Origin of the sequence: Pseudomonas sp. NFPP24 (assembly GCF_900112095.1) — a bacterium.
Lineage (GTDB): Bacteria > Pseudomonadota > Gammaproteobacteria > Pseudomonadales > Pseudomonadaceae > Aquipseudomonas > Aquipseudomonas extremorientalis.
The window spans coordinates 558,457-576,323 of sequence record NZ_FOKD01000003.1 but is presented as its reverse complement, the minus strand read 5'-3'; the positions used below and the strand labels follow the sequence as shown (position 1 = coordinate 576,323).

General features: G+C 62.3%; 23 protein-coding genes and 1 riboswitch. Of the genes, 11 read left to right on the top strand and 12 right to left on the bottom strand.

Annotated features, from left to right (window positions below; genetic code table 11):
* A partial coding sequence (locus tag BM026_RS09585; RefSeq protein WP_175507941.1) for a transposase occupies positions 1-175 on the top strand: 175 nt, incomplete at its 5' end.
* A gap of 298 nt (positions 176-473) precedes the next feature.
* Here BM026_RS09585 and BM026_RS09580 read toward each other — a convergent pair.
* The 4 genes from BM026_RS09580 to BM026_RS09565 all read right to left on the bottom strand — a co-directional run bounded on the left by BM026_RS09580 (position 474) and on the right by BM026_RS09565 (position 2,982).
* Positions 474-713, bottom strand: a complete 240-nt coding sequence (locus BM026_RS09580; protein ID WP_093528274.1) for a DUF6124 family protein — start codon at positions 711-713, stop codon at positions 474-476.
* A 334-nt stretch (positions 714-1,047) separates the two neighbouring features.
* Entirely contained in the window at positions 1,048-2,037 is a 990-nt protein-coding gene (locus BM026_RS09575) for a zinc-dependent alcohol dehydrogenase family protein (RefSeq protein ID WP_093528270.1), read from the bottom strand.
* 85 nt (positions 2,038-2,122) lie between these two features.
* Positions 2,123-2,548 (bottom strand): DUF6691 family protein, encoded by a 426-nt coding sequence (locus BM026_RS09570; protein WP_093528267.1) that lies wholly within the window; start codon positions 2,546-2,548, stop codon positions 2,123-2,125.
* A gap of 2 nt (positions 2,549-2,550) precedes the next feature.
* Positions 2,551-2,982 (bottom strand): YeeE/YedE family protein, encoded by a 432-nt coding sequence (locus tag BM026_RS09565; protein ID WP_093528264.1) that lies wholly within the window; start codon positions 2,980-2,982, stop codon positions 2,551-2,553.
* Positions 2,983-3,175: 193 nt separating this feature from the next.
* Here BM026_RS09565 and BM026_RS09560 point away from each other — a divergent pair, with 193 nt between their 5' ends.
* The 5 genes from BM026_RS09560 to BM026_RS09540 all read left to right on the top strand — a co-directional run bounded on the left by BM026_RS09560 (position 3,176) and on the right by BM026_RS09540 (position 6,264).
* Positions 3,176-3,409: a hypothetical protein gene (locus tag BM026_RS09560; protein WP_093528261.1), complete on the top strand. Its 234-nt coding sequence runs from the start codon at positions 3,176-3,178 to the stop codon at positions 3,407-3,409.
* 102 nt (positions 3,410-3,511) lie between these two features.
* Positions 3,512-4,144: a hypothetical protein gene (locus BM026_RS09555; RefSeq protein ID WP_092250292.1), complete on the top strand. Its 633-nt coding sequence runs from the start codon at positions 3,512-3,514 to the stop codon at positions 4,142-4,144.
* 137 nt (positions 4,145-4,281) lie between these two features.
* Positions 4,282-4,842 carry a nucleotidyltransferase family protein gene (locus BM026_RS09550; protein ID WP_092250294.1) on the top strand — a complete coding sequence of 187 codons (561 nt, stop codon included), beginning with the start codon at positions 4,282-4,284 and terminating at the stop codon, positions 4,840-4,842.
* A 64-nt stretch (positions 4,843-4,906) separates the two neighbouring features.
* A complete protein-coding gene (locus tag BM026_RS09545) occupies positions 4,907-5,347 on the top strand; it encodes a tryptophan-rich sensory protein TspO (protein ID WP_093124739.1) in 441 nt (146 codons plus the stop codon).
* Positions 5,347-6,264 carry an alpha/beta hydrolase fold domain-containing protein gene (locus BM026_RS09540; protein ID WP_093528257.1) on the top strand — a complete coding sequence of 306 codons (918 nt, stop codon included), beginning with the start codon at positions 5,347-5,349 and terminating at the stop codon, positions 6,262-6,264. The genes BM026_RS09545 and BM026_RS09540 overlap by 1 nt, the downstream gene beginning before the upstream one ends.
* Positions 6,265-6,481: 217 nt before the next feature.
* Here the strand turns inward: BM026_RS09540 and BM026_RS09535 are convergent, their stop codons facing one another.
* Positions 6,482-6,916, bottom strand: a complete 435-nt coding sequence (locus BM026_RS09535; protein WP_175507940.1) for a DUF6678 family protein — start codon at positions 6,914-6,916, stop codon at positions 6,482-6,484.
* Between the two features lie 146 nt (positions 6,917-7,062).
* Between BM026_RS09535 and BM026_RS09530 the strand changes: the two genes are divergently transcribed.
* On the top strand, positions 7,063-7,602 hold the full coding sequence (locus tag BM026_RS09530) for a hypothetical protein (RefSeq protein WP_256575370.1): 540 nt from the start codon (positions 7,063-7,065) through the stop codon (positions 7,600-7,602).
* 17 nt (positions 7,603-7,619) lie between these two features.
* Positions 7,620-8,084, top strand: a complete 465-nt coding sequence (locus BM026_RS09525) for a GNAT family N-acetyltransferase (RefSeq protein ID WP_092250494.1) — start codon at positions 7,620-7,622, stop codon at positions 8,082-8,084.
* Between the two features lie 160 nt (positions 8,085-8,244).
* On the opposite strand, the gene BM026_RS09520 is transcribed toward BM026_RS09525, so the two are convergent.
* From BM026_RS09520 to BM026_RS09505, 4 genes are all read right to left on the bottom strand, one after another.
* Positions 8,245-9,009, bottom strand: a complete 765-nt coding sequence (locus BM026_RS09520; RefSeq protein ID WP_092250301.1) for an ABC transporter ATP-binding protein — start codon at positions 9,007-9,009, stop codon at positions 8,245-8,247.
* Positions 9,006-10,010: a FecCD family ABC transporter permease gene (locus BM026_RS09515; RefSeq protein ID WP_093528254.1), complete on the bottom strand. Its 1,005-nt coding sequence runs from the start codon at positions 10,008-10,010 to the stop codon at positions 9,006-9,008. Before BM026_RS09515 ends, BM026_RS09520 begins: the two co-directional genes overlap by 4 nt.
* A complete protein-coding gene (locus tag BM026_RS09510; protein WP_092250306.1) occupies positions 10,007-11,017 on the bottom strand; it encodes an ABC transporter substrate-binding protein in 1,011 nt (336 codons plus the stop codon). Before BM026_RS09510 ends, BM026_RS09515 begins: the two co-directional genes overlap by 4 nt.
* Positions 11,018-11,118: 101 nt before the next feature.
* A riboswitch (cobalamin riboswitch) is annotated at positions 11,119-11,314 on the bottom strand.
* Positions 11,315-11,350: 36 nt separating this feature from the next.
* Positions 11,351-12,277, bottom strand: a complete 927-nt coding sequence (locus BM026_RS09505) for a DNA/RNA non-specific endonuclease (protein ID WP_093528251.1) — start codon at positions 12,275-12,277, stop codon at positions 11,351-11,353.
* A gap of 130 nt (positions 12,278-12,407) precedes the next feature.
* Here BM026_RS09505 and BM026_RS09500 point away from each other — a divergent pair, with 130 nt between their 5' ends.
* Positions 12,408-13,469 (top strand): M4 family metallopeptidase, encoded by a 1,062-nt coding sequence (locus BM026_RS09500; protein WP_071490120.1) that lies wholly within the window; start codon positions 12,408-12,410, stop codon positions 13,467-13,469.
* 14 nt (positions 13,470-13,483) lie between these two features.
* The gene (locus tag BM026_RS09495; protein WP_071490119.1) at positions 13,484-13,789 is read left to right on the top strand and encodes a protealysin inhibitor emfourin; all 306 of its coding nucleotides are present in this window, start codon (positions 13,484-13,486) and stop codon (positions 13,787-13,789) included.
* 56 nt (positions 13,790-13,845) lie between these two features.
* Here BM026_RS09495 and BM026_RS09490 read toward each other — a convergent pair whose 3' ends face one another.
* The gene (locus BM026_RS09490) at positions 13,846-15,228 is read right to left on the bottom strand and encodes an aldehyde dehydrogenase family protein (protein WP_093513102.1); all 1,383 of its coding nucleotides are present in this window, start codon (positions 15,226-15,228) and stop codon (positions 13,846-13,848) included.
* Between the two features lie 103 nt (positions 15,229-15,331).
* On the opposite strand from BM026_RS09490, the gene BM026_RS09485 reads away from it, so the two are divergent.
* Complete coding sequence (locus BM026_RS09485; RefSeq protein ID WP_092250317.1) at positions 15,332-16,204, top strand: putrescine utilization regulator PtrR; 873 nt, start codon at positions 15,332-15,334, stop codon at positions 16,202-16,204.
* Between the two features lie 13 nt (positions 16,205-16,217).
* Here the strand turns inward: BM026_RS09485 and BM026_RS09480 are convergent, their stop codons facing one another.
* Entirely contained in the window at positions 16,218-16,427 is a 210-nt protein-coding gene (locus BM026_RS09480; protein WP_093124704.1) for a hypothetical protein, read from the bottom strand.
* A 100-nt stretch (positions 16,428-16,527) separates the two neighbouring features.
* Entirely contained in the window at positions 16,528-17,724 is a 1,197-nt protein-coding gene (locus tag BM026_RS09475) for an amino acid aminotransferase (protein WP_093528248.1), read from the bottom strand.
* Positions 17,725-17,867 lie beyond the last annotated feature (143 nt).

Sequence of the window (17,867 nt, the reverse complement as noted above, 5' to 3'; positions counted from 1 at the left end):
CGAACGTAAGAAGGTCGAAATGTTGTTTGCCCACCTCAAGCGCATCCTGAAACTGGATCGCTTGCGACTACGTGGCATGAGTGGCGCGACCGATGAGTTCACGCTGGCGGCCGCGGTGCAGAACCTACGACGTCTGGCCAAATTTACCTCTCAAGGGCCACCGGTTACGGGATAGGTGCGTCTGCACAAAGCAAAAACCCTCAAACCAACCCAATAACCGAGCTGCAAAGCTCAACAAAGGGCCAGAAAACCACTCGATGTGGTGAGTAGGTTCTCCGGTGGAGATCGTGCGTGAGTTCAGCCGATCTGCAAATCCGACTTTTTCAACAGAATCGGCCGAGAGTAGCCATTCATCAAAGGCCGTTTTGAGTCCACTGAAAAGGGGACAAATTGATTCTTCATGGATCAATCCGCCCCCATTTTTCATACTTCGACTCAGCCACTGACCTGCCTCGTCTTCTGGATAGCTATGGTCAGCCCGCGGAGGGCGCCTCACGATCAAGGAGCTTGGCTGTGAGTAACACGCCCAGTTCACTCAATTGGTGGATAGCCAGTGCAATATCTCGATGTTTGCCGCTCAGATCTTCGGATAGATCGAGCAGAAGGGTACTGACAGAGGCGAAGGTTTCGTAACTATTGGCAATGAGGGCTTCATTGCTTGCGTCTGGAGCAACGCAGAAGAGCACGGTTGAATCCTGCATGACGTGAGGCATAAAGATATCCTGACTTGGGCCACCACCTCCCCGCTACTAAACGAGTGGGTGGCAGCTGTACGCAGGTTAGTAGACCGGTGGATATCTAAAGCCGGCGCGTCCGAGGACGCCCTGCGCACAGCCGCCATCAAGCACAGACGTGATGTCTGACTGATGAAGCTCATGCACATTCAGATAACCGATCCGGGCTACTAAACCCGATCACCGAAAAATTCAGCGACCGCGCAACCATAGATTCCACCACCCCAGCGCACAAGCCGGCGGATTCTGACGCAGGCGTAGGCAATCGGGCAAGCCACTGCCCTGCTTTGGGAAATGTCCTAGGACACCGCCCTCACACCGTCACCACCACCTTGCCCACCTGCTGGTTCGCCTCCAAAAACCGATGCGCCTCCTGCACCTCGTCCAACGCAAACGTCTTCGCAATCACCGGCGCCAATGCGCCAGACGCCAGCCCGTCCAGAATGAACGCCTTGGCCCGCTCCAGTGCCGCCGGGTTGGCGACGATCTCGGCGTACAGATACCCCTTGAGCGTCAAGCATTTGCCTAACACGGTAAACAACGGAAACGGCGTCGGCTCCGCGCTCAGCGCGCCGTACTCCAGCAAGATGCCGCCTCGGGCCATGCTCTGGGTGAGGGCTTCGAAGCCCGGCCCGCCGATGGGGTCGAACACCACGCGGGCGCCTTGGTCGTGGGTGAGTTGCATCACGCGTTCCACCAGGTTTTCTTCGTCGCTGACGATGACGTGCGTTGCGCCGGCATCCAGCAGCGCCTGTTTTTTTGCGCGGGTGCGGGTCACGCCGATGGCGGTGGCGCCGACGCTGCGGGCGATCTGGAAGGCGGCGAGGGCGACGCTGCTGGAGGCAGCGGTGACCAGCACGGTGTCGCCCTGGGTCAGTTTGGCCTGTTCCACCAGGGCGCCCCAGGCGGTGACGTATTGCATCCAGCACGCGGCGGCTTGCACAAAGCTGATGGTTTGCGGGTGTTTGACGGCGAGGTGGGCGGGCACGTTGGCGACTTCGCCATAGGTGCCCCAGCGGGCGATGTCCAGCGGTGGGATGACGCTGACGGCGTCGCCCACCTGCAGGTCGGTGACACCGGTGCCGACCGCTATCACCACACCGGCCGCTTCGTAGCCCAGGCGACTGGGGAATTCGGCTTCCTGCAGGTAGGCGTGGTTGCGGAACATCACTTCGGCACGGTTGAGGCCGAAGGCTTTGACGTCGATTTGGACCTCATCGGCGGCGGGGGCGGGGACGTCTACGTCTTCGAGTTTCAAGACGCTGGCGTCGCCGTAGGCGTGAATCCGGACGATGCGTGCCATGGGGGCTGACCTCGGGGTTGATCGATAAGGCGTTCAATGTAGGCCGCAGGCGGGTGGAGATAAAGCACAAACGCCTGCCCGTGCCTCAAGCCTTGGCCAACCTGCGCGCCTCAATCCGCTCAAACAGCCACATCCCCAGCGCCATCGCCAGCACGAACACCCCCACCTGCCATTGCCCGGTCAGCAACAGCGCCACCGCAGGGCCGGGGCACAGCCCGGCGATCCCCCAGCCAACACCAAACACCACACTGCCGAGCACCAGCCGCCGGTCGAGGGTGCGCTTGGTCGGCATCTGCATCGGCGCGCCCAGCAACGCGGTGCGGCGCTGCCTGGCGACGTAGAAGAACACGCTGCTGACGGCGAGCGCGCCGAGCATGACCAGCGCCAGGGACGGGTCCCATTCGCCGGCCAGGTCGAGAAACCCGAGCACCTTGGCCGGGTTGGTCATGCCGCTGAGGTACAGCCCCAGGCCGAAGAGCAGGCCGGCGATCAAGGCGGTCAGTTTGCGCACGCTCAGGCTCCCATCAGATGGCGGATGATGTAGACAGTGGCAAACCCGCTGCCCATGAAGCACGCCACCGCCACCAGCGAGCGCAGCGACAGGCGTGACAGCCCGCAGATCCCGTGCCCACTGGTGCAGCCGGCGCCGTAGCGTGTGCCGAGGCCCACCAGCAGCCCCGCCAGCACCAGCGCGGCACCACCGGCCTGGATCGACGCGCCGGGCAAGGTGCCGAACAGTGCCCACAGCCAGGGCGAGGCGAGCAGGCCTAGCAGGAACAGGGCTTTTTCGGCGCGGCCTTCAGCGTGTTTGGCCATCAGGCTGCCGAGCAGGCCGCTGATACCGGCGATGCGCCCGTTGAGCAGGATGAACAGGCCGGCGCTGAGGCCGATCAGTGCGCCGCCGAGCAGGGAGGCCCAGGGGGTGAAGTCGGGGGAGAGCGTCATGGTGCTGGGCCTGCGGGGCGGGTGGGGGATCCAGCTTAGCGCTATCACGGTGTTGTGGGGCAGTGTCATGAAAAAGGCCGCCCGGTGAGCGCGATATGCGCAAAAGCCGCGCCTTTCTGTGCCAGCCGGTCTACCATGCCACCCCGGCAGTGGTTCCACGCGCTACCGAATTCTCTCTTTTAAGGTATCGCCCATGTCCATCGACCAGATCAGCCTGCCCAAGGGCGTCGCCCCCCACGCCACCAAGCTGTTCGACGCCATCACCGGCGCCGCCACCCCTGAGGAACTCAATCGCGCCGGCGGCAAGGCCGAGGGTTTTGTGCTGGGCCTTGAGTCCACCAAGGCCATCAAGAGCCAGGTCGCCGAGTCGTTGTATGTGGTTTACGACGACGCGGCGGCGCATCGGGCGGGTGAGTTGCAGGCGTGAAAACACCCCTCTCAGGCGGCTGATGGTCGAGCCAAGGCATGGCATGATGGTTAAGTGCCACTATCTGGCCGTGACATCAGCCTATGCGTAAGAGGGAATCGAGTGAAGAAGTTGACTAAGGGCAAGCTGGAACGGTTGAGTCTGCTTTTCGGACTGCCAGTGGCCCTTGTATCTATAGCCTCTGTGGTTGTTCCTCCCGCCTGGAGTTGGTTGAAAGGGGACTATTCAAAACTGGACATCACGCTGGCTTACAGCGATTTTGACCGGATGGAGGTGTTGGTGACGAATGTCGGCAATCGTGCGGCCATCCTGACGGGGCTGGTGCTTGAAACCGCCGCTGACAAAAGCCCGGACATGAGTCTGTTCAACATCCCGAAAGGGCAGAGGCTGATCAAGGCGAGCGAGCAGGTCCTGGTGAATGCAACGAACGGGCTGCTGATCCCTGCGAGCGTTGCTGAACTCAGCGAGGTTACGGATCTGCCGCAGAAAAAATGCACCGTAGTGGTGAAGTACCGGCAATACAATTCCAAGGACGAGACTTCAAAGTATGCGTTCGATTGCTACAAGGTCGATCGCCATGCGGCGGGGCGCATTGCCAATTTGCAGAGGGCGGGGGTGGACATTCCTTGGCCCAATTACGTTATTCGTGTGGATGGCGGTATTCACATTCCCAATCTGGAGCTGATGGAGTGGGCCAAGCGCCAGCCGCTGACCGAGGCTGAAGCTTCTCATTGAAGGGGGGCAAGGGCGGTGCTGCCGCAAGCCCTGGTTTACGCTGATCCCGCGTGAGATCGAAAAGCGCGGGTCACGAAACCCTCCACACCGTGGTGTAACCTCTGCCGTTCGAGCGCGTCACGGATAACGGAGAGCCCATGACATTGACTGTCGAAACCTTGCTCAACCTGGCCATGGCCAACCCCATCAACGCCGAAATCACCGCGCGCCTGCCCGACCTGGGTGTGGACCAGTGCTTTCTCACGGCGGGCTGCCTGTTCCAGGCGGTGTGGAATCATCAGTCGAATTTGCCGGCGGCCCATGGCGTAAAGGACTACGACGTTTTCTACTTCGATACCGACCTGTCCTACGAGGCTGAAGACGCAGTGATCCGTGCGGCCGAGCGCTTGTTCCAGGACCTGGGCGTCAACGTCGAGGTGAAGAACCAGGCGCGGGTGCATCTGTGGTACGGCGAGCGCTTTGGCCGGCCTTACCCGCAGTTGCACACGGCCAGGCAGGGGATTGACCGTTACCTGGTGGCGGGCACGTGCATCGGCCTGGAGATTGCCACGGGCGAGGTGTATGCGCCTTATGGCTTGGAAGATGTGGAGCAGGGCGTGTTACGCATCAACCCACTGCATCCTGAGCGGGCGTTGTTTGTGCAGAAGGCCCGCAGTTATCAGGCGCGGTGGCCTTGGCTGAACATCGTGATGCCCTGAATCGCAGTGAACTTTTACCCGCGTCCTACGCGTCAAAGTTGAAATACCCAGCCAAGGACCGCCCATGACCTTCTTCATCTTCCTGCTCGCCTGCGCCGCCGCTGCCAGTACCGGCATTATCTTCAAGCCGGGAGCCTGGTACGACTCCCTGGTCAAACCCAGCTTCACCCCACCCAACTGGCTGTTCCCGGTGGCTTGGACGATTATCTACCTATTGCTGGCCTGGGCCGGTTACCGCCTCAGCCTTATCCCGGGCAGCCAAATGGTGCTGGCCTTGTGGGCCGCGCAGATCGCCTTGAACACCTTGTGGACGCCGGTGTTCTTCGGCGCCCATCGGCTTCTGGCCGGGATGGTGATTCTCGCGGTGCTGTGGCTGACCGTGGCGACCATGGTGGTACTGGCGGTGCAACTGGATTTGATCACCGGCTTGATTCTGTTCCCCTACCTGGCGTGGCTGTGCGTGGCAGCGGCGCTGAACTTTTCGATCCTGCGGAATAACCGCTGATGGCCTACACACCTTGGCCCGCCAGTGGCCCGGAACTGGCCGAGATGCGCCGCTTCAACCAGAAGCTCGCCTGGATGCCGCGCTTCAAGATCCGTAATCGCGTCACACCGCGCCTGATCCAGGCGCTGTTGCGCACCAGCCAAATGCTTAAGAAAGCGCCAGCTGCTGAATGCAAACTGGTCGACTCCGTACCCGTGCGCATCCTGCGGCCGAGCGGCAAGCCCAAGGGCGTGGTGCTGGATATCCACGGTGGCGGTTGGGTGATCGGCAATGCGCAGATGGATGACGACCTCAACCTGGGCATGGTCAACGCCTGCGAGGTGGCGGTGGTGTCGGTGGATTATCGGCTAGCGGTCGACACGCCGGTGCAAGGGCTGATGGACGACTGCCTGGCGGCGGCGCGTTGGTTGCTCACGGCCGATGAATTTGTCGGCCTGCCGGTGTTCGTGGTCGGCGAATCGGCCGGCGGGCACTTGGCGGCGGCGACATTGCTGGCGTTGAAGCAATGGCCGCAACTGCTCCAGCGCGTGCGCGGGGCGGTGTTGTATTACGGCGTGTACGACCTGACCGGCACCCCGAGCGTACGTGCGGCGGGGCCGCAAACATTGCTGCTGGACGGTCCTGGCATGGTCGAAGCGCTGAGCATGCTGACACCGGGCCTGAGCGATGATGAGCGTCGGCAGCCGCCGTTATCGCCGTTGTATGGCGACTTCGAGGGCCTGCCGCCGGCGTTGATGTTTGTGGGGGAGTTGGACCCATTGAAGGATGACACGCTGTTGATCGCTGAGCGGTGGCCGCGGGCAGAGGCGTATCTGCTGCCGGAGGCGGCGCATGGGTTTATTCATTTTCCGGTGGTGATGGGGGGGAGCGTGCTTGCTTATAGCCGCCAGTGGATCAGTGCCCGACTGGAGAGCTGATCATTCAAACCGCCATGCCGACTGTAACTTGTAGTGAGCGGGCTTGCCCCGCGCCAGGGGCGCAACGATACCCCTGACACACCGAGTCGCCTGGGTTTGGGGCGGCTTCGCCACCCAGCGCGGGGCAAGCCCGCTCACTACAGTGATGGTGGCTGAAGCAGGGCCAGCAGTCGCAAGGCGTTAGTTCGGGCGTGGCCGCAGGATCCGCCGCTGTACGTTATGCCGGCGGAAAGTCATCGAAAGATTTTGGAAGGTATCCCCAAATTCTCAGTACGTCGGCCTTCACTTCAAATTCGAAGCCTATCTGCGAGATAACCTGAGAGATTTCCTCGGTATGGTCAATATACGTTCGTGGCAGTAATACGCCTAACGAAGGCGCTTCTTGCCACAAGCCGATGTCGAGCCATTCGACATACGCAAAAGGGAAAGGTAGGTGGTAAAACCATTCCGCATCCCATCCTGAGATATGGCCTGTGATGGATTTTGAGCGATAAGACGGTACCCACCCCGAGCGCTGGCGCATGTGTGCAATCAGTTCGTTCCACTTGGTGTTATTTGCCGCGCCTGCCAGGTTTCGTTCTTTGATAGCGGTCTGGATGATCTTGCGGTTTTTATCATTCTGGCGCGCGTCAGCCATGGGTAGTTCAGTCATTTTCAGCTCATCTCCTTTAACCCATCGGGTTTGAAATCAATGACGGGCGCAGGTATATCACGACACGGCAGCCCGCTAAATCTATCCACTTTTTCTGACTGCCCAGGTAATCTCCCGGCCCCACCTATTCAAGCCAAGGACAGCACGTGAAGTTTCTTCAAGGACTCATCGCTTTATCAGCGCTCTACCTGCTGGCCGGCTGCGAGCAAGTCACCGAGAAGACCCTGCGCTTCGACGTGCCCTACGGCTTCTACGAAACGGGCTGGCGCCAGAACGTCACCGGCAAGGGCCAGTTGACCTGCAAGGTCGTCACTGACACCCAGGACCGTGGCGAGAAGTGGGTGCCATCGGTGATCCTGGCGGCCGCCGAGGATGCTGCCGAAGACGATACGTTATTTCTCTCCAGCTATTCGCCAGCCGGTACGGACCAGCGGATTTTCAACCTGCGTACGTTCAACAAGGCCAAGCCGATCATCGACACGCCGATTCATCAAACACTCGATCATAACGGCATGTACACCCTGCGCCTGACCTGGCAAGCCGATGGCGCCATCGGTTACCAGGCTGAAAACGGCGGCACCTGGGAAGAGAAGAAGCTGGTGGTGAAGCCCGGTTTTACGGTGCGCCATGTGAGCGTGCATGCGTCGGGCATGAAGGGCAATGCGGTGTGTGAGTTGCGCCAGTGATCATCCGGCCGGTTGCAATGGGGGATGTGCCTGAGGTGCTGGCATTTGTGCTGCAGGCGCGTGCCGAGCTGTTTCCCAAATTTCATGATGCCGGCATGCCGGCTGACCTCGCGTGCTTTGCGTCGATTTATCTTCAGGGCGAAGGCCGCTTTTTGATCGCTCGCAACGGTGGCGAAATTGTTGCGGCCATCGGCTATCTGCCCTATGACGGGCGTTTCCCTCAGCTGGATTACCTAGGCCGCAAGACGGTGGAGGTGGTGCGGTTGTTTGTGCTTCCCGCCTTTCGTCGTTTTGGCCTGGCGAGGCAGTTGTACCGTGCACTGGAAGCGCTGGCGCAGGCGGATGGGGTTGAGGTGATGTACCTGCATACCCACCCATTTTTGCCGGGAGCGATTGAGTTCTGGGTTCGGCAGGGGTTCGAGGTGGTGGATGTGGAAGCAGACCCGGTGTGGCGGACGACGCATATGCAGCGGTCCCTGTAGGCCTGTTGTGGCGAGCGGGCTTGCCCCGCGTTGGGCTGCGCAGCGGCCCTGAAACCCTGCGCCCCAGTTCGACCTGGAGGAATGCAGCGGCCTTATTGGGGCTGCTTCGCAGTCCAACGCGGGGCAAGCCCGCTCGCCACGATAAACCGCTATTCCAGTATCAAGCGGAACGCAGCCGCAGGATCTGCGCCCCATCAAACGGGTCCGTCAGGTAATGCGCCTGCACTCCGAATGTCTCGTGCAACCGCTGCGGCGTCAGCACTTGCAGCGGTTTGCCCAGCGCCACCAACCGCCCGCGATCCAACACTGCCAGGCGGTCACAGGTCAGTGCCTGGTTAAGGTCATGCAGCGCAATCAAGGTCGTCACGGGCAGCGCCTGCACACCCTTCAAGATCGCCAGCTGATGCTGGATATCCAGGTGATTGGTCGGCTCATCCAGCAACAGAATCTGCGGCCGTTGCGCCAATGCGCGGGCGATGTGCACGCGCTGGCGTTCCCCGCCCGAGAGGCTGCGCCAGGCACGGTGGCTCAGGTGGGTGGCGTCGACGTCGCGCAGGGCCTGGCGCACGATCGCATCGTCATCCAAGGACCACGGGCTCAGCGCCGACAGCCACGGCGTACGGCCCAGCGCCACGGCGTCGAATACGCGGATGGCGTCGTCGGTGTCGGCCTGTTGCTCCACCACGGCCAGTTGCTGCGCGATGGCGCGGCGGGACAGCGTGCCCAGGCGCTGGCCGCCCAGCAGCACGTCGCCGGACGCTGGTGCACGTAGCCCGGCCAACAGCTTGAGCAAGGTGGATTTGCCGGAGCCATTCGGGCCGACGATGCCGAGGGTTTCGCCCAATTGCACGTCCAGATGAATATCACGCAGCAACTCGGCCTCGCGCACCTTGAAGCCCAACCCGCTGCAACTGAGGACGGTCATCGCGCATTCCTCCGGCCGATCAGGATCAGCGCAAACACCGGTGCACCGACCAGTGCGGTGACCACGCCGACCGGAATCACCTGGCCCTTGATCAGCGTGCGCGACAGCACATCCGCCGCAATCAGGAACAACGCGCCACCCAAGGCGCTGGCGGGCAACAGCCGCGAATGCCCGGTGCCAAGCAACAGGCGCACGGCATGGGGAATCACCAGCCCGACAAAGCCGATAGAGCCGACAATCGACACCATCACTGCCGTCACCAGCGCCGCGCTGCCCACCAGCACAAATTGCACGCGGCGCACCGGAATACCGAGTGACGCCGCCGAGTCGCTGCCAAAGGTAAACGCATCCAGCGCCCGGCGGTGCCACAGGCACACGGCCAAGCCGGCGACCGCCACCGGCACCGCCAGCCACACCGAGGGCCAACGCACGCCGCTTAGATTGCCGAGCAGCCAGAACAGGATGCCGCGCGCCTGTTCGGAGCTGGCCGACTTGGTGATCAGGAACGCGGTAAGCGCATTGAACAATTGCGAGCCTGCAATACCGGCGAGGATGATCTGGCCGGTGCCACTGACCGAACCGCTGGCCCGCGCCAACAGGATCACCAGGGCAAACGCCGCCATCGCGCCGATAAACGCGCCCGCCGACAACGACACCAAGCCGCCGCCCACACCCATCAACGCCACCAGCACCGCACCGGTCGAAGCGCCGGCGCTGATGCCCAGCAAGTAGGGATCGGCCAGCGGGTTGCGCAACAGCGATTGCAAAATCACCCCGCAGGTGGCCAGCCCGGCACCGCAGGCGGCGGCGACCAGGGCGCGGGTGAGGCGGTAGTTCCACACCACGCCTTCATCGATGGGGTCGAGCACGTAGCCGGCGCCCCACAGTTTGTTGGCGAGTACCTGGAGCACCACCTGTGGCGAGATGGCGGTTTCACCAATGGCCACGCCGGCGAGGACGGCAACCAGGAGCAGGGCCAGGGCGAGCAGGGTGCGCATCATTTTGGCAGGTCGTAGCCGTCGATGGCCGTGGCCAGTTGTTCAAGGCCGTCGAACATGCGGATGCTGGCCTGCAACGCCAGGGCGTCGAGGATGATGATGCGGTTGTTTTTCACCGCGTCCATGTTGCGCGTTACCGGGTCGCTGCGCAGGAAGGCGAGTTTCTTTTCATGGTCGTCGGCCGGGTAGCGGCGGCGGTCCATGCGCGCGATGACGAGGAAGGTCGGGTTGGCCTTGGCGATGGTTTCCCAACCCACGGCGGGCCACTCTTCATCGGACTGCACCACGTTGGAAAGGCCCAGGGTTTGCAGCATGAATTCGGGGATGCCTTTGTGGCCAGCCACGTATGGGTCGCTGGCCATCTCGGCACTGGAGAACCACACCAGCGCGCTGGCCTGCTTGAGGCCTTTGCCCTGCACGGTGGCGACGGATTTGGCCAGGCGCGCCTTGAGTTCGTCGTTCAGCTGCTGGCCGCGCTCCTGCACGTCGAAGATCTGCGCCAGTTGGCGGATGCTTTTATAGATGGTCTCGATGCGAAACGGCTCCAGCCGTGTGCCGTCGGCGCCCACCAGGTTGTCCTTGCCTTCGCAGTCGGAGGGCAGCAGGTAGGTGGGGATCTTCAGTTCATGGAACTGCTCGCGGGTACCGACCACGCCTTGCGCGCCGACCACCCATTCCAGCTCGGCGGCCACCAGTTGCGGGCGCTTGGCGATCACGGCTTCGAAGCTCGGTTCGTTGTTGGCCAGGCGCTCGATTTTATCGTTCTGTGCCTTGTACTGCGGCAACACACTGTTGAACCACAGCGAGGTGCCGACCACTTTATCGGCCACGCCCAGGGCATACAGCATCTCGGTGGCGGCCTGGCCGATGGTCACGCTGCGGGCGGGAGCTTGCGCAAAGGTGATCTGGCTGCCGCAGTTTTCCACCGTCAGCGGGTAGTGAGTGGGCGCGGCTTGGGCCAGGGCACAGAAGCCAACGCCTGTGAGCAGGGCGGTAACGCGTGGCAGCATGGGGCGATCTCCGAGTGAAGCGTACGTGCCATTCGGAAATTCACTCTCGGGCTCCGGGGGAGCGACAGGCAAGAATGTCCTTCCCGGACACCCCGCCGGTTAGTGATTGAGCTTGGGCCGGCAGGTCTCCTGACTGATGCGTCGTCGCCAGGCTCCAGCCTTCCCGGACGAGGTCCAGTGGCATCGAGGAGCAGGCTCGGCATCTACAGTTGCGGGGGCAGTTCCGGTTGGCGAGGGTGTACCGCGCCTCGGATTCCCTATTAGTCCCGTTTGGGAACCGGCGCGGTATGGTAGTTGATTAAGGCGGGGCGACATAGCCCACGGCGTGCCCGGTCAGAGACGAATGTCCTCGGGCCCCTGGATCAGCGCTTCGATGCGCGTGCCGGTGGCGCGTTCTTCGTTGCTGAAGCCGTCGTAGTTGGCCAGGTTGCCGAAGTGGATGCCGGTCAGGCGCTCGATCTGGATCACGCTGCGCTGGTAGGTGCGCAGCTGGCCGAACACCAGCTCCAATTGGCCCAGTTCGCGGCTCTGATCGATCATGTAGGCGCTGGCCGAAGGCTTGCCGTCATCGCTCAGGTAGGCGACCACCTTCCAGAACGCCTTGGGGATCTGCACGCCCCGGTAAATGCGGTCGTCGTCAGCGAACACCGGGCCGCTGAACACCGTGGCCCGGGCTTTCCAGCGTTGGGTGTTGTCGAGGATGTAGTCTTCGAGTTCCAGCCAGGTCTTCTGGTTGAACCCGCTCATCTGCGGCGAGCAGTTGGTGAAGTGGAAAGTGTCGAGGTTGGCGGTTTGCGCCACGTCGCCCCAATTGGGGTCCTGGCGGCGCACCAGGTGGCCGCGGTCCAGGCCATTGCCGGCGTAGAGCGCTTCGCCGACTTGGGCGTCGACCGGCAGGCGGCCATCGTAGGCCCAGGTGTCGTTGCTGCGGATGATGTCCACATGCTGGCCGCCGTCGATGTTGACGCCCACATACAGCGCGAGGCGCTTGGCGCGTGACATCGTTATGGAGAAGTGCGTGTAGTCCAGGCGCTTCTGGGCATCGCTCGCCAACGCTTCTTCCAGCGTGGGCCAGGGCACCCCGAAGCTGCCGAGAAAGTCCTCCGCGTAGCCACGCCGGTCCTTCAAGTCTTTGGCCGGCGTGACGCGGGGTGTCGCTGCGCGTGCCTCCAGCAGCGTGGGGCTCGGCGCGATCAATGGGCGCAGGTCGGCAAGCCGGGGGCGGTAGGCAAGGTCGATTTTGGCTTTACGTGCGGGCATCGGTCAGTCCTCCTTGGATAAACACGACTGCAACATAGATTAATGACAATTGATCATACGCACTAACCCCTGGGGGCTATCCTCAAACGGTCACCCGGACGTTCAGCACACGCCAACAAGGAGCCAGCCCATGTGTGATCGCCATTACCGTAACCCGATTTTCTGCCTGATCCCGCCCTATATGCTCGACCAGATCGCGCGTAACGGTGACAAAGCGCAACGGGATGTCGCGCTGCGTACCCGCGCCAAGGACAGCACCTTCCGCTCGCTGCGCATGGTCGCGGTGCCCGCCAAGGGCCCGGCGCACCTGGCGCTGGCCATGGGCGCCGACAAACGACGCTCGATCTACAGCGCCGAGGGCAGCGACAGCCTGCCGGGCAAACTCATCCGTGGCGAAGGCCAGCCCGTCAGTGGCGACGCGGCGGTGGACGAGGCCTATGATGGGCTGGGTGCCACCTTCGACTTTTTCGATCAGGTCTTTGACCGCAACTCCATCGACGATGCCGGCATGGCCCTGGACGCTACCGTGCACTTTGGCCAGAACTACAACAATGCGTTCTGGAACTCGACCCAGATGGTGTTCGGGGATGGGGACGGCGAGCTGTTCAACCGCTTCACGGTCGCCCTCGACGTGATTGGCCATGAGCTGGCCCACGGTGTGACCGAGGATGAGGCCAAGCTGATGTATTTCAATCAGTCCGGCGCGTTGAACGAGTCGCTGTCGGACGTGTTCGGTTCGTTGATCAAGCAATATTCGTTGAAACAAAAGGCCGAGGACGCCGATTGGCTGATCGGCAAAGGGTTGTTTACCAAGAAGATCAAAGGCACCGCGCTGCGCTCGATGAAAGCCCCCGGCACCGCGTTTGACGACAAGCTGCTGGGCAAGGACCCTCAGCCCGGGCACATGGATGATTTTGTGCAGACCTACGAGGACAATGGCGGGGTGCATATCAATTCCGGTATTCCCAACCATGCGTTTTACCAGGTGGCGACGAAAATCGGCGGGTTTGCCTGGGAACGTGCCGGGCGCATCTGGTACGACGCGTTGCGTGATGCGCGGTTGCGGCCGAACTCAGGGTTTTTGCGCTTTGCACGCATTACCTACGATGTTGCCGGTCGCCTCTACGGCGCGAACAAGGATGAGCAGAAGGCGGTCAAGGAGGGCTGGAAGGCGGTCGGTATTTCAGTCTGACGTGAGGAGCAACCATGCAAATTTCGCTGAAGGAAAACGGCGGGCCTGCTTTTTTTCCGGGCCTGGCCAAGCCGCGTACGGTTGAGCTGGACAGCCTGCCCGAGCAGGACCAGCAGGAGTTGCGGCAGTTGGTCGAGGCGTGCGACTTCTTTCAACTGCCGCAAAGCAGTGAACCCGCGCCCGGTAACCCGGGCCAGGTGCATTACACCCTGACGGTGAAGGAGGACCAGCGCGAACACACGGTCTGTGTGCTCGCGCCAGTGAAGTCGCAGGCGCTGGAGGGGTTGGTGCAGTGTGTGCGGCGGCATATTCGTGCATAAACAATTTCAGGCCACCGCATGCCTGTGGTGAGCCACAGGTCAGGCGCTGCTCTGATTTATGTGCGATCCAGCCACACGGTCTGCGCGTTGCAGAACTCGCGGACACCGAAGTGCGACAACTCGCGGCCGAACCCGCTTTTCTTGATCCCGCCAAACGCCACCCGAGGGTCGGAGACGCTGAAGGCATTGACGAAGATGCCGCCGGTTTCCAGCTGATTGGCGATGTCCCGCGCCTTCGCCGGGTCGCTGGTGAAGATGCTCGCGGTAAGGCCGAACTCGCTGTCATTCGCCAGGGCCACGGCGTGGTCGGCGTCGCGGGCGGTGATGATCGAGGCCACGGGGCCGAACAGTTCCTGTTTGAACGAGGTCATCTGGTCGGTGACGTTGGCCAGTACGGTCGGCGCATAGTAATTGCCGGCGCCGGGTATTTTATGGCCGCCCAGCAGCAGGGTGGCACCTTCTTCCAGAGTCGCCTGGACCTGGCCATGCAGCTCGTCGCGCAGGTCGAAGCGGGCCATCGGGCCGATGTAGGTGGCGGCTGAAGTCGGGTCGCCCATCACCAGGGCGCGGCTGGCTTCGAGGAATCTGGCGGTGAAGGCTTGCACCACACCTTTTTCGATGATCAGGCGCTTGGCGGCGGCGCAGACCTGGCCGCTGTTCTGGAAGCGGCCGATCAGGGCGGCTTGTACGGCGGCATCGAGGTCGGCGTCGTTGAGCACGATGAACGGGTCGGAGCCGCCCAGTTCCAGCACGCATTTTTTCAATGCGGCACCGGCCTGGGAGCCGATGGCGATACCGGCGCGCACGCTGCCGGTGAGGGTGACGGCGGCGATGCGTGGGTCGGCGATGGCTTGGGAGACGCCGTCGTTGGTCACGTTGACCACTTCAAACAGGCCTTTGGCAAAACCGGCGGTGTGGAACGCCTGCTGGATGAGGTAAGCGCTGCCCATCACGTTGGGTGCGTGTTTGAGCACGTAGGTGTTGCCGGCCAGCATGGTCGGCACGGCGCCGCGCAGCACTTGCCACACCGGGAAGTTCCACGGCATCACCGCGAAGATCGGACCCAGTGGGCGGTATTCGATCTGGGCGCTGCCGTTGTCCACCTGCGTCGGTTCCGGGGCGAGCATGGTCGGGCCGTGGGCGGCATACCACTCGCTGAGCTGCGCGCATTTTTCGATTTCGGCACGGGCCTGGGCGATGGGTTTGCCCATTTCCAGGGTGATCATCTGCGCCATATCTTCGGCTTGTTCGCGCAGGGCGCTGGCCAGGCTCAGCAGCAACTCGGCGCGCTGGCTGACCGGCTGGCGGCGCCAGGTGCGGAAGGCGAGGGTGGCGCGCTCGAGGGCGGCGTCCAGTTGCTGCGCGGTTTCATACGGGTAGCTGCCGACCGTTTCGCCGTTGGCCGGGTTGATCGAGAGGGCGTGGGTAGTCGCGTTCATGGCACCGTCCTGCTGAATGATGAGGTTGGGTTCAGCCTACGGGGGTATATATTTTCTGGAAACTGAATAATATTAAGCAATACATTCACGATTGGAGAATGACTTGGACCTGGTGCAGCTGGAAATCTTCAAGGCCGTTGCCGAGCAAGGCAGCATCAGCGCCGCCGCGCAGTTGATTCACCGCGTGCCGTCGAACCTGACCACGCGCATCAAGCAACTGGAGCAAGACCTGGGCGTGGAATTGTTTATCCGCGAGAAAAGCCGCTTGCGTCTATCGCCGGCGGGCTGGAATTTCCTCGGTTATGCGCGGCGCATCCTCGACCTGGTGCAGGAGGCCCGTGCGACAGTGGCGGGGGAGGAGCCCCAGGGTGCGTTTGCCCTCGGTTCGCTGGAGAGCACGGCGGCGGTGCGTATCCCGGCGTTGCTCGCGGCGTACAACCAGAAACACACCAAGGTCGAGCTGGACCTGAGCACCGGGCCGTCGGGCACGATGATCGAAGGCGTGTTGTCGGGGCGGTTGGCGGCGGCGTTTGTCGACGGGCCGGTGCTGCATGCCACCTTGGAAGGCGTGGCGGTATTCGAGGAAGAGATGGTAGTGATCGCGCCGCTGCAACACGCGCCGATCACCCGGGGGCAGGATGTGAATGGCGAGAACATCTACACCTTCCGCTCCAACTGCTCGTATCGGCACCACTTTGAGCGCTGGTTTTCACAGGATGGCGCGGTGCCGGGCAAGATCTTCGAGATTGAGTCGTACCACGGCATGCTCGCCTGCGTCAGTGCCGGCGCCGGGCTGGCGCTGATGCCGCGCAGCATGCTGGAGAGCATGCCGGGGTCGGCGGCGGTGAGCGTGTGGCCGCTGACGGATAACTTCCGGATTTTGAATACCTGGCTGATCTGGCGGCGCGGGACGGTGTCGCAGAGCCTCAACAGCTTTGTAAAGCTGTTGGAGGAACGCGATCTGGTTGCTTCCTAGATTGTGATGGGTATCAGCCGCCGAATTGCAGGGTGCCCATGGCCAGTTTTGCCATGACTGCAGTTGCGCCCAACTGCACCAGCCACAGTGCCAGGCCGCCAAGGAATACACCGAGCGCCACTTGCAGTACCAGGCTCTTCTGGCGCTTTGCTTGCGGTGCACGCGGGGGGAAGTGGTCCAGCTCGTCGCGGTCGGCACGCAGGTCCAGGTCGTCGTTTCTCATAAGGTACTCACAGCAAAGGGGCGGTCGAGGTTCAGTCTAGGGGCTGGAGACGAAAAAGGGGAAGCCATCGGCTTCCCCTTCTGGTGCAACGGCTACAGGTTTACAGCACCTGAACGATTGCCTTTGTGACTGTATCAATGTTCGACTGGTTCAACGCCGCCACACAGATACGCCCGGTATCCAGTGCGTAGATGCCGAATTCGCTGCGCAGGCGGGTAACTTGCTCAACGGTCAGGCCGGAGTAGGAGAACATCCCGCGCTGGCGGCCGACGAAGCTGAAGTCGTGCTCCGGAGCAGCCTTGGCCAGGGTGGCGACCATCTGCTCACGCATGCCACGGATGCGCAGGCGCATTTCAGCCAGTTCGGTTTCCCACTGGGCGCGCAGCTCAGGGCTGTTCAGCACCGCTGCCACGATGGCCGCACCGTGGGTTGGCGGGTTGGAGTAGTTGGTGCGGATCACACGCTTGACCTGGGACAGGATGCGCGCGCTTTCTTCCTTGGACTCGCCGACGACGGACAGTGCGCCCACGCGTTCGCCGTACAGGGAGAACGACTTGGAGAACGAGCTGGACACAAAGAAGGTCAGGCCCGATTCAGCGAACAGGCGCACAGCGGCGGCGTCTTCGTGGATGCCGTCGCCAAAGCCCTGGTAGGCCATGTCGAGGAACGGCACCAGGTTCTTGGCCTTGACCACGTCCAGCACGTTCTGCCAGTCGGCCGGGCTCAGGTCGACGCCGGTCGGGTTGTGGCAGCAGGCGTGCAGCACCACGATGGATTGCGGCGGCAGGGCGTTGAGGTCTTCGAGCAGGCCGGCGCGGTTCACGTCATGGGTGGCGGCGTCGTAGTAGCGGTAGTTCTGCACCGGGAAGCCGGCGGTTTCGAACAGCGCGCGGTGGTTTTCCCAGCTCGGGTCGCTGATGGCGACGACGGCGTTGGGCAGCAGTTGCTTGAGGAAGTCAGCCCCCAGCTTCAGCGCGCCAGTGCCGCCGACCGCTTGTACGGTGGTGACGCGGCCAGCGCTGAGCAGTGGCGATTCAGCGCCGAACAGCAGGGTTTGCACAGCCTTATCGTAGGCTGCGATGCCATCGATCGGCAGGTAGCCACGGGCGGCGTGTTGCGCCACGCGAATGGCTTCCGCTTCGGCAACGGCACGCAAGAGTGGAATCTTCCCCTCCTCGTTGCAGTAAACGCCCACGCCAAGGTTGACCTTGGTGGTTCGTGTATCGGCGTTGAATGCTTCGTTGAGGCCCAGGATAGGGTCGCGTGGTGCCATTTCGACAGCGGAGAACAGGCTCATTTTTGCGGCAGCTCTATGGGGGGTAGGAGGGACGTGTCGCGCTCCAGCCGAATGCACTAGAGCGGTGCACAAACGGGGAGCTAGTATAGAGGCCATCACCGCCGAGGGCGACAGCCGAAATGGCTTTTCGGCCAAGTTTTTCG